The 8,511-nt window shown below is 70.5% G+C and carries 8 protein-coding genes; 6 read left to right on the forward strand and 2 right to left on the reverse strand.

Annotated features, from left to right (window positions below; genetic code table 11):
• Positions 1-9: 9 nt before the first annotated feature.
• Complete coding sequence (locus tag ACFYRY_RS31170; RefSeq protein WP_389152923.1) at positions 10-2,109, reverse strand: serine/threonine-protein kinase; 2,100 nt, start codon at positions 2,107-2,109, stop codon at positions 10-12.
• A 182-nt stretch (positions 2,110-2,291) separates the two neighbouring features.
• Here ACFYRY_RS31170 and ACFYRY_RS31175 point away from each other — a divergent pair, with 182 nt between their 5' ends.
• From ACFYRY_RS31175 to proC, 6 genes are all read left to right on the forward strand, one after another.
• Entirely contained in the window at positions 2,292-2,630 is a 339-nt protein-coding gene (locus tag ACFYRY_RS31175) for an SH3 domain-containing protein (protein WP_389152926.1), read from the forward strand.
• Between the two features lie 150 nt (positions 2,631-2,780).
• Positions 2,781-3,281 carry an EamA/RhaT family transporter gene (locus ACFYRY_RS31180; RefSeq protein ID WP_389152929.1) on the forward strand — a complete coding sequence of 167 codons (501 nt, stop codon included), beginning with the start codon at positions 2,781-2,783 and terminating at the stop codon, positions 3,279-3,281.
• 81 nt (positions 3,282-3,362) lie between these two features.
• Positions 3,363-4,127 (forward strand): class I SAM-dependent methyltransferase, encoded by a 765-nt coding sequence (locus ACFYRY_RS31185; protein ID WP_389152932.1) that lies wholly within the window; start codon positions 3,363-3,365, stop codon positions 4,125-4,127.
• A 73-nt stretch (positions 4,128-4,200) separates the two neighbouring features.
• Positions 4,201-5,049, forward strand: coding sequence for an ABC transporter ATP-binding protein (locus ACFYRY_RS31190; protein WP_389152935.1), 849 nt, complete (start codon positions 4,201-4,203; stop codon positions 5,047-5,049).
• Positions 5,046-5,873, forward strand: a complete 828-nt coding sequence (locus ACFYRY_RS31195) for an ABC transporter permease (protein ID WP_389152938.1) — start codon at positions 5,046-5,048, stop codon at positions 5,871-5,873. Before ACFYRY_RS31190 ends, ACFYRY_RS31195 begins: the two co-directional genes overlap by 4 nt.
• A gap of 106 nt (positions 5,874-5,979) precedes the next feature.
• On the forward strand, positions 5,980-6,792 hold the full coding sequence (gene proC / locus ACFYRY_RS31200; protein WP_389152940.1) for a pyrroline-5-carboxylate reductase: 813 nt from the start codon (positions 5,980-5,982) through the stop codon (positions 6,790-6,792).
• Positions 6,793-6,840: 48 nt separating this feature from the next.
• On the opposite strand, the gene trpS is transcribed toward proC, so the two are convergent.
• Positions 6,841-7,866: a tryptophan--tRNA ligase gene (gene trpS, locus ACFYRY_RS31205; protein WP_389153014.1), complete on the reverse strand. Its 1,026-nt coding sequence runs from the start codon at positions 7,864-7,866 to the stop codon at positions 6,841-6,843.
• Positions 7,867-8,511: the final 645 nt, after the last annotated feature.

Here is an 8,511-nt window from a genome sequence, read left to right on the forward strand (position 1 = left end):
CCGACGGGTCTACCAGGCCGACGGATCGCGTCCGTCGACGGCGAAGACGGTGCCGTCGGGGGAGCCCGCGTAGACGTGGCCGCCGGCGATCACGGGCTCGGGCAGATCGGCCGCGACCTTGTCCGAGTTCGTCGCACCGAGGCGCGGGGAGGTCTGCCCGAGGAGTCTGCCGTCGCGGGCGTCCACCGCGAGCAGCCGCCCGTCAGGGGCCGTGAGATAGACATGCCGGCCGTCCGTCGCCGGAGCCGAGCCCCGGGACACCCCCGTCTCCAGGGTCCACCGCTTCTTGCCCGCGTCCAGGTCGACGGCCACCAGCGAACCACCGGTGCCCATCAGGTAGACGACGTTCCCGTGCACCGTGACGTCGGCCTGCTGGACCGGGACGGACAGCGCCACCCGCCGTGCACTGCGGCTGTCCGGCGAGTAGCGGACCACGGCCTCCGTGTTCCCGTACACCGGGTCGACGGCGACGAGGAAGACCGACCCGTCCGCCGTACCGACCGGCCGCAGTGACCCTCGCAGCCGGGTGTCCCACCGCACCTCACCCGTGCCCGGATCGACGGCGGTGACCCGCGTGCTCGCCCCGTCCGCCGAGGCGCTCGCCGTGTACGCCAGCGGATCCCCGCTGAACGAGACGAAGAGCGGCATCTCGTGCCCCGGAATCCGCCCGTTCCACTTCGTGTCGCCCGAACCACCGTCGATCCCGGTGACGCCACCGTCGGCACCGGTCGCCAGCAGCATGCCCCCGGCGCTGTCCAGCCCGCTGTACGCGGGCACCTTCCGGTGCCAACGGGGCTTGCCCGAGGCCGGATCGAGCCCCTCCAGGTGTCGGCCCTGAGCCAACGACGGCTGTACCAGGCCACCCGCCCACACCGGCGGTCCGCTCGTGAACGTACTGGCGACCGAGTGGCGCCACACCAGCCGGCCGTCGGACGGATCGAGGGCGAAGACCAGCCCGGCCTGGGCACAGAGCACCTTCCCCGCGCCGTACGAGCACTGCGGCGTGCCCTCCGTGTGCGTCGGCGTCGCCGCCCAGGCCCGGAACGCGGCTGCCGTCGTCGGAGGCGGAGAGCTCTTCGGCGCCGCCGTCACACTGTCGAACAACTGGAGCGAGAGCAGTGAGGCGACCGTGACCAGACCGATCGCGCCGGCTCCGATCGCCGCCCGCCTGCCCAGGCGCCGCTTGCCGCCCGGCTCCGGCCGCGGTCCTTCGGCACGCGGCTCCGGCTCGGCCGCCCCGCCCCCGTGCTGCTCCCAGACGAAGGTCTGCGTGTCGTACGAGGCCGCCACCGACCGCAGCTCCCGCATCAACTCGTCGGGCGTCGGCCGATCCTCGGGCTCCTTGGCGAGACACCGCACGATGAGCGGAGCGAGGTTCTCCGGTACGTCGGTCAGATCGGGCTCGTCGTGGACGACCTGGTAGGCGACGACGTACGGGCTGTCGGAGTCGAACGGCCCGCGTCCCGTGGCCGCGTGCACCATCACGGAGCCGAGGGCGAAGACATCGGCGGCGGGCCCGACCTCACGCGGCCGACGGAACTGCTCGGGCGCCATGAAGGGCGGAGTGCCGATCAACTTGCCCGTCTCGGTGCGCAGTTCGCTGTCCTTCGGCCGGGAAATACCGAAGTCGATGACCTTCGGCCCGTCCTCCGCGAGCAGCACGTTGCTCGGCTTCAGGTCCCGGTGCACGACCCCGACCCGATGGATGTCACGCAGCGCCTCGGCCAGACCGGCCATCAGCCGGCGCAACTGGTAGGGCCCCATCGGGCCGTTCCGCTTCACATGGTCGGACAGGGTCGGGCCGGGGATGAACAGGGTGGCCATCCACGGCCGTTCGGCCTCCGGATCGGCGTCGACGACGGACGCGGTGAAGGCACCGCTGACCCGCCGCGCGGCGGCCACCTCCTGCCGGAACCGCCCCCTGAACTCGGGGTCCTTGGCGAACCTGGCGTGCACGACCTTGACCGCGACCTTCATCCCGGAGGTACTGCGAGCCGAGTGCACGACGCCCATCCCGCCGGATCCCAGACATGAGTCCAGCCGGTAGTGACCGGCGTACTCGGGAAGTTCCGCTTCCGCGCCCGCTCCGATGTTGTGCTGCGGCGCCATGGAACCACCCCCGTGCTGATCCTCCGCGAGCGCGACGCACGGAGCCTAGTCGATGACTCGTACGAGACGGAGGCGGCTTGCTAGCCTCCGCGTACGAGTTACGTACATGTGTTTCATGACGTGATTCGGGGGAATGAACGGGACCCCATGGCACTCATGGGGCACAACGGGGGAGGTCTCATATGTCTGTCGATGGTGTCGAAAAGGTGGAGAGAAGCGGCGTCGAGGGCGGCGGCGTGGCGGAAGCCGTCACCATGGCGGCCGCGGCGGTGAGCTACTACTCGGTCGCACCGGGCGTCCGTCTCAACGTCCGCAGCGGCCCCGGCACCGGTTACAGCCTCGTCCGCGTCCTGCCCGAGGGCGCGAGGATCCCGATCTTCTGCCAGACACCGGGCACCAACGTGACGGGCCCGTACGGGTCGTCGAACATCTGGGACAACATCGACGACGGCCAGTTCGTCTCGGACGCCTACGTACAAACGGGCAGCGACGGCTACATCCGTCCGCGCTGTTCCTTCTGACGATTCCGCCCCGTCCTCGGAGAGCCCCCATGCTCTTCGAGGGCGAGGGGACGGGCGGCCACCTGACCACGCGCGGCGACGGCCACGTCGCTTCTCGCAGCGCCTGATCCCTCCGGAGCCCGCGGCCCGGCATCACGCCATAATCGACGCGTGAGCGACGAACACGACACCGCCCCCGCGGGCTCCGAAGGCGGCCCCCGCCCCGAACCCCTCCGCTTCTTCGGCACCACCTGGCTGAACCACGACCAGGGCTACGCGCCCCGCCGCATCGCGGCGGCCGTCGGCTCACTCGCCGCCGTGGTCGCCTCCTGCCTGGTCCTGCGCTTCGCCTACCAGGGCCTGCAGATAGCCGACACCGGCAGCTTCGTGGCCGTCCTGGTCGTCGCGATGTTCGCCATCTGCAGCGCGCTGGCCTTCCGCCAGACCCTGGACGGCTTCAGCCGACGCCCCGACCCCGAGCGTCAGGCCTCCCTCCGAGGCCTGTTGGCCATCGGCTTCGTCGGCTCGCTGCTCGCCTACTTCGTCCGCTCCCTCATGGAGGCCCCCGGCGAGAGGCTCCACCGCGAGGAGTACGAGGCCGCACGCCGGCAGCACGAGAAGCGCACCTCGCGCCGCACCCGCAACCCGTCGAAGAAGCGCCCCCGCACATAGGAGGGCGCTGAAGCTCTTGGCCGCCCGTCTCTCACCGGAAACTCGTCGCCCCTCACACCCACCCCGGCCACCATGGTCCCCATGACGGCCTCCTCCCACGCCCCCCGCGCCCACTCCTTCAACGGCGCCGCGGCCCAGTACGCCGCCAACCGCCCCGCCTACCCGCCCGCCCTCTTCGACGCGGTCGAGGACCTCGCCGGCCGCCCCCTCACCGGTGCGCGCGTCGCCGACATCGGCGCCGGCACCGGCATAGCGACCGCTCTCCTGCACGCCCGCGGCGCCGACGTGATCGCCGTGGAACCCGGCGACGGCATGGCGGCCCAGTTCCGCCGCGCCCACCCCGACATCCCGATCGTCCGGGGCGACGGCAACACCCTCCCCCTGGCCACCGCCTCCGTCGACTTCGTCACCTACGCCCAGGCCTGGCACTGGACCCACCCCGACCGAGCCGTCCCGGAAGCCCTCCGGGTCCTGCGCGCGGGCGGCGCGCTCGCCCTGTGGTGGAACACGGACGCCCTCGACGTGCCCTGGATCGCCGAGGCCGCCGACCGCACCGGACGCTTCTTCGGCGTCGACGTCGCCCACGAGAAGCGCGACGTCAACGCCCGCGCGGCGGACCCCACCGGCAGCCTCGACTTCACCTCCCGCGTGGTCCGCTGGAGCCGACGCGTACCGGTGGACACCCACCTCGCCAACCTCGGCACCCACTCGATCTTCCTGGTCCACGACGCGGAGACCGGCGCCGCCTTCCTCGCCGAGGAACGCAAGCACCTGCTGCGCACCTTCCCGGACGGAATCGTCGAAGAGGTCTACGACGTCATCCTGCTCGTCGCCACCACCCCCTGACCCTCCCGCCTCCCTCTCCCCGACACCGTCGCCCCGCTTGACGGACCCCCTACCCCGGAGCACTATTCATCGCATGATGAATTACGTGCCCGACCCACCACCCGACGACGAGACACCCCCCGCGAAAACCACCACCCCCACCGCCCCCGACACCCTCACCGCACCCGCCGTCCGCGCCCAGCACCTCACCGTCGTCCGAGGCCCCCGCACGGTCCTGCGCGGCCTCGACTTCACCGTCCCCCGAGGCCAGATCACCGGACTGCTCGGACCCTCGGGATGCGGCAAGTCGACGCTGATGCGCGCGATCGTCGGCACCCAGGCCAAGGTCACCGGCACGCTCGACGTCCTCGGCAACCCCGCCGGCCACCCCAGCCTCCGCACCCGCGTCGGCTACGTCACCCAGGCGCCCTCCGTCTACGACGACCTGACCGTCCGCCAGAACCTCGACTACTTCGCGGCGATCCTCGACCCGGGCCGCGCCGCCACCGACCGCCGCCACCAGAACGTCACCCGAGCCATCGCCGACGTGGACCTGACCACCCACGCCGACTCCCTCGCCGGCAACCTCTCCGGCGGCCAACGCAGCCGTGTCTCCCTGGCCGTCGCCCTCCTCGGTGCCCCCGAGCTCCTGGTCCTCGACGAACCGACCGTCGGCCTGGACCCCGTACTCCGCCGCGACCTGTGGCACCTCTTCCACGACATCGCGGCACGGCGAGGCGCGACCCTGCTGATCTCCTCCCACGTCATGGACGAGGCCGAGCGCTGCCACCGCCTCCTCCTCATGCGCGAGGGCGAGATCCTCGCCGACGACACCCCCGACAACCTGCGCACCCGCACCCACTCGGAGACGGTCGAGGCGGCATTCCTGCACCTGGTCGACGAGGCGATCGCCACCGACCGCACGAAGGAGACCGCACGATGACCACGAACACCGGCACCACACGCGGCACGGGCACGAACACGACGGACACCCCACGCACCACAGCGGCACCCGCCCCGCCCCGCGCCCTGAACGCCTCCCGAACCACCGCCACCACCGCCCGCGTCCTGCGCCAGCTCGGCCACGACCCGCGCACCATCGCGATGCTGCTCCTCATCCCCTGCGTGATGCTCTTCCTGCTGCGCTACGTCTTCGACGGCAGCCCGCGCACCTTCGACAGCATCGGCGCCTCCCTCCTCGGGATCTTCCCCCTGATCACGATGTTCCTGGTCACCTCCATCGCCACCCTGCGCGAACGCACCTCCGGCACCCTCGAACGCCTCCTCGCCATGCCCCTCGGCAAGGGAGACCTCATCGCCGGCTACGCCCTCGCCTTCGGCACCCTCGCCGTCATCCAGTCCGCCCTCGCCACGGGCCTCGCGCTCTGGCTCCTCGACCTGGACGTCACCGGCAGCCCCTGGCTCCTGCTCCTCGTCGCCCTCCTCGACGCCCTGCTCGGCACCGCCCTCGGCCTCTTCGTCTCGGCCTTCGCGGCCTCGGAGTTCCAAGCGGTCCAGTTCATGCCGGCGGTGATCTTCCCCCAGCTCCTCCTCTGCGGCCTCTTCACCCCTCGCGACACCATGCACCCCGCCCTGGAGGCCATCTCCGACGTCCTCCCCATGTCCTACGCGGTCGACGGCATGAACCAGGTCCTCACCCACACGGACATGACAGCCACCTTCGTACGGGACGCCCTGATCGTGGCGGGATGCGCGCTCCTGGTACTCGGCCTGGGCGCGGCGACGCTCCGACGCCGGACGGCGTGACGCGCCGCGGCCCCCGACATCCCGCCCACCGGACACCCGAGCCGTGCCCGTCCCCCCGATGCGAGGATGAACATGGACGACGCACCCCCCGGAGGGCACCCCAGCCATGACCCAGAAAGTCGCAGTCCTCGGCACCGGCAAGATCGGCGAAGCCCTGCTCAGCGGAATGATCCGCGCCGGCTGGGCACCGACCGACCTTCTGGTCACCGCCCGCCGCCCCGAGCGAGCCGAAGAACTCCGCACCCGCCACGGAGTCACCCCGGTCACCAACCCGGAGGCCGCCAAGAGCGCCGACACCCTGATCCTCACGGTCAAACCGCAGGACATGGGCACCCTCCTCGACGAACTCGCCCCCCATGTGCCCGCCGACCGCCTGATCATCAGCGGCGCGGCCGGCATCCCCACCTCCTTCTTCGAGGAGCGCCTCGCCACCGGCACCCCTGTCGTCCGCGTCATGACGAACACGCCCGCCCTGGTCGACGAGGCCATGTCCGTCATCTCCGCCGGCACCCACGCCACCGCCGACCACCTCGCGCACACCGAGGAGATCTTCGGCGCCGTGGGCAAGACGCTCCGCGTCCCCGAGTCCCAGCAGGACGCCTGCACCGCCCTCTCCGGCTCCGGCCCGGCGTACTTCTTCTACCTGGTCGAAGCCATGACGGACGCCGGAATCCTCCTCGGCCTGCCCCGCGACAAGGCCCACGACCTGATCGTCCAGTCCGCGATCGGCGCGGCGACCATGCTCCGCGACAGCGGCGAACACCCGGTCAAGCTCCGCGAGAACGTCACCTCACCCGCGGGCACGACCATCAACGCCATCCGCGAACTCGAGAACCACGGCGTACGAGCCGCCCTCATCGCCGCCCTCGAAGCCGCCCGCGACCGCAGCCGCGAACTGGCCTCCGGCAACAACGGCTGACCCCGTGCCGCCCCCAGCCCCACGACATCCGGGGGCGGCACCACACGCCTACCGAGCCGCACTCACCCAGGCATCGGACGAGGCCGGCAGCAACCCGATCGCGCGATAAGCCGCATCCACGGTGGGCCGCGCCATCGCCCGCGCCCTCTCCGCGCCCCCGCTCAGCACCCCCTCCACAAAGCCAGGATCCGCGCACAGCTCCCGGTGCCTGTCCTGCACGGGCTTGAGAACCTCGACCACGGCCTCCGCGGTGTCCTTCTTCAAGTCCCCGTACGACGTGTACGCACCGCTCAGATCCGCCGGGTCACCACCCGTGCACGCGGCGAGGATCTCCAGCAGATTGGCGAGCCCCGGACGCGCCTCCCGGTCGTAGACGACCTCTCGCCCACTGTCGGTCACGGCCCGCATGACCTTCTTCCGCACCACGTCCGGCTCGTCGAGCAGATAGACGATCCCGGGCCCGGAGTCGTCGCTCTTCCCCATCTTCGCCGTCGGCTCCTGCAGATTCATCACCCGGGCCGCCACCCCCGGAGACGTCGCCCGAGGCACCACGAACGTGTGTCCGTACCGCTGGTTGAACCGCACCGCCAGATCCCGGGCCAGCTCCACATGCTGCGTCTGGTCGTCCCCGACGGGCACCGCGTCACTCCGGTACGCCAGGATGTCCGCCGCCATCAGCACGGGATACGTCAGCAGCGACAGCCGCACACTCCCGCCCCGCTCCCGCTCCCGCGCGGTCTTCTCCTTGTACTGGATCATCCGCCGCATCTCGCCGTCCGTGGCCACGCACTCCAGCACGTACGACAGCCGCGCGTGTTCATCCACATGACTCTGTACGAACACGGTGCACAGCTCGGGATCGAGCCCCGCCGCCAACAGCAGCGTCGCCGCCTGCCGACTCAGTCGTCGTACGCGCGCCGGATCGTGATCGACGGTCAGCGCGTGCAGATCGACGACGCAGAACAGCGCGTCGGACTGGTGCTGATCCACGGCTGCCCACCGCCGCATGGCTCCCAGGTAGTTCCCCAGCGTCAGGTGCCCGGTCGGCTTGACCCCGCTGAACACCCGTGTCATCGCTGTCATCTCTCCCTCTCCTCCTGTCCGGGCCGCCCGCCTCGGCCGGCCGGCTGCCCCTCTGGAGTGCGGAGGGAGATACAGAAACGGCCGCCGAGAAGGCGGCCGTCGAGTGCATACGTGAGACCGGCCGCCGTCAGGCGGCCCACCACAGTTGGGAGCACGTACGCGTAGTCATGCGACCCAGGCTACGCCTCCCAAGCCCCGTCAGGACCGAAGTTGACACGCCCCGACCCCATACGTAGTGTTCTCCGAGTTGTCCGACGTGAGCGCCGACTCCGGTCGGTCCCCGGACAACCATTCCGCAGGACCAACCAACACACGACGCTTAGTCGTTCTGTTGTCGTGTCATTGGCACGGGTATTTGCGAATGAGGAATCCGCGTTCGAAAGGGCGCAGCACTCGATTAGCGTCGGGAGCAGGGAATCCGCTAAAGTCTCACTCGTCGGAACGGCCCAACAGCCGCGAAGGCAACCCCCGCTGACCGGGGATCAGGACCGAAAGGATCTGATAGAGTCGGAACCGCCGGAAAGGGAAACGCGGAAGCGGAAACCTGGAAAGCACCGAGGAAATCGGGTCGAGAAAAGATCTGATAGAGTCGGAAACGCAAGACCGAAGGGAAGCGCCCGGAGGAAAGCCACGAGA

This window comes from Streptomyces sp. NPDC005263 (assembly GCF_042872365.1).
GTDB lineage: Bacteria > Actinomycetota > Actinomycetes > Streptomycetales > Streptomycetaceae > Streptomyces.

Bases quoted from the DNA above. Each gene is read 5' to 3' on its own strand.
- ACFYRY_RS31190 (WP_389152935.1), top strand. From the start codon at position 4,201: ATGATGAATTACGTGCCCGACCCACCACCCGACGACGAGACACCCCCC.
- trpS (WP_389153014.1), bottom strand. From the start codon at position 7,866: ATGACACGGGTGTTCAGCGGGGTCAAGCCGACCGGGCACCTGACGCTG.
- ACFYRY_RS31170 (WP_389152923.1), bottom strand. From the start codon at position 2,109: ATGGCGCCGCAGCACAACATCGGAGCGGGCGCGGAAGCGGAACTTCCC.
- ACFYRY_RS31195 (WP_389152938.1), top strand. From the start codon at position 5,046: ATGACCACGAACACCGGCACCACACGCGGCACGGGCACGAACACGACG.
- proC (WP_389152940.1), top strand. From the start codon at position 5,980: ATGACCCAGAAAGTCGCAGTCCTCGGCACCGGCAAGATCGGCGAAGCC.
- ACFYRY_RS31175 (WP_389152926.1), top strand. From the start codon at position 2,292: ATGTCTGTCGATGGTGTCGAAAAGGTGGAGAGAAGCGGCGTCGAGGGC.
- ACFYRY_RS31185 (WP_389152932.1), top strand. From the start codon at position 3,363: ATGACGGCCTCCTCCCACGCCCCCCGCGCCCACTCCTTCAACGGCGCC.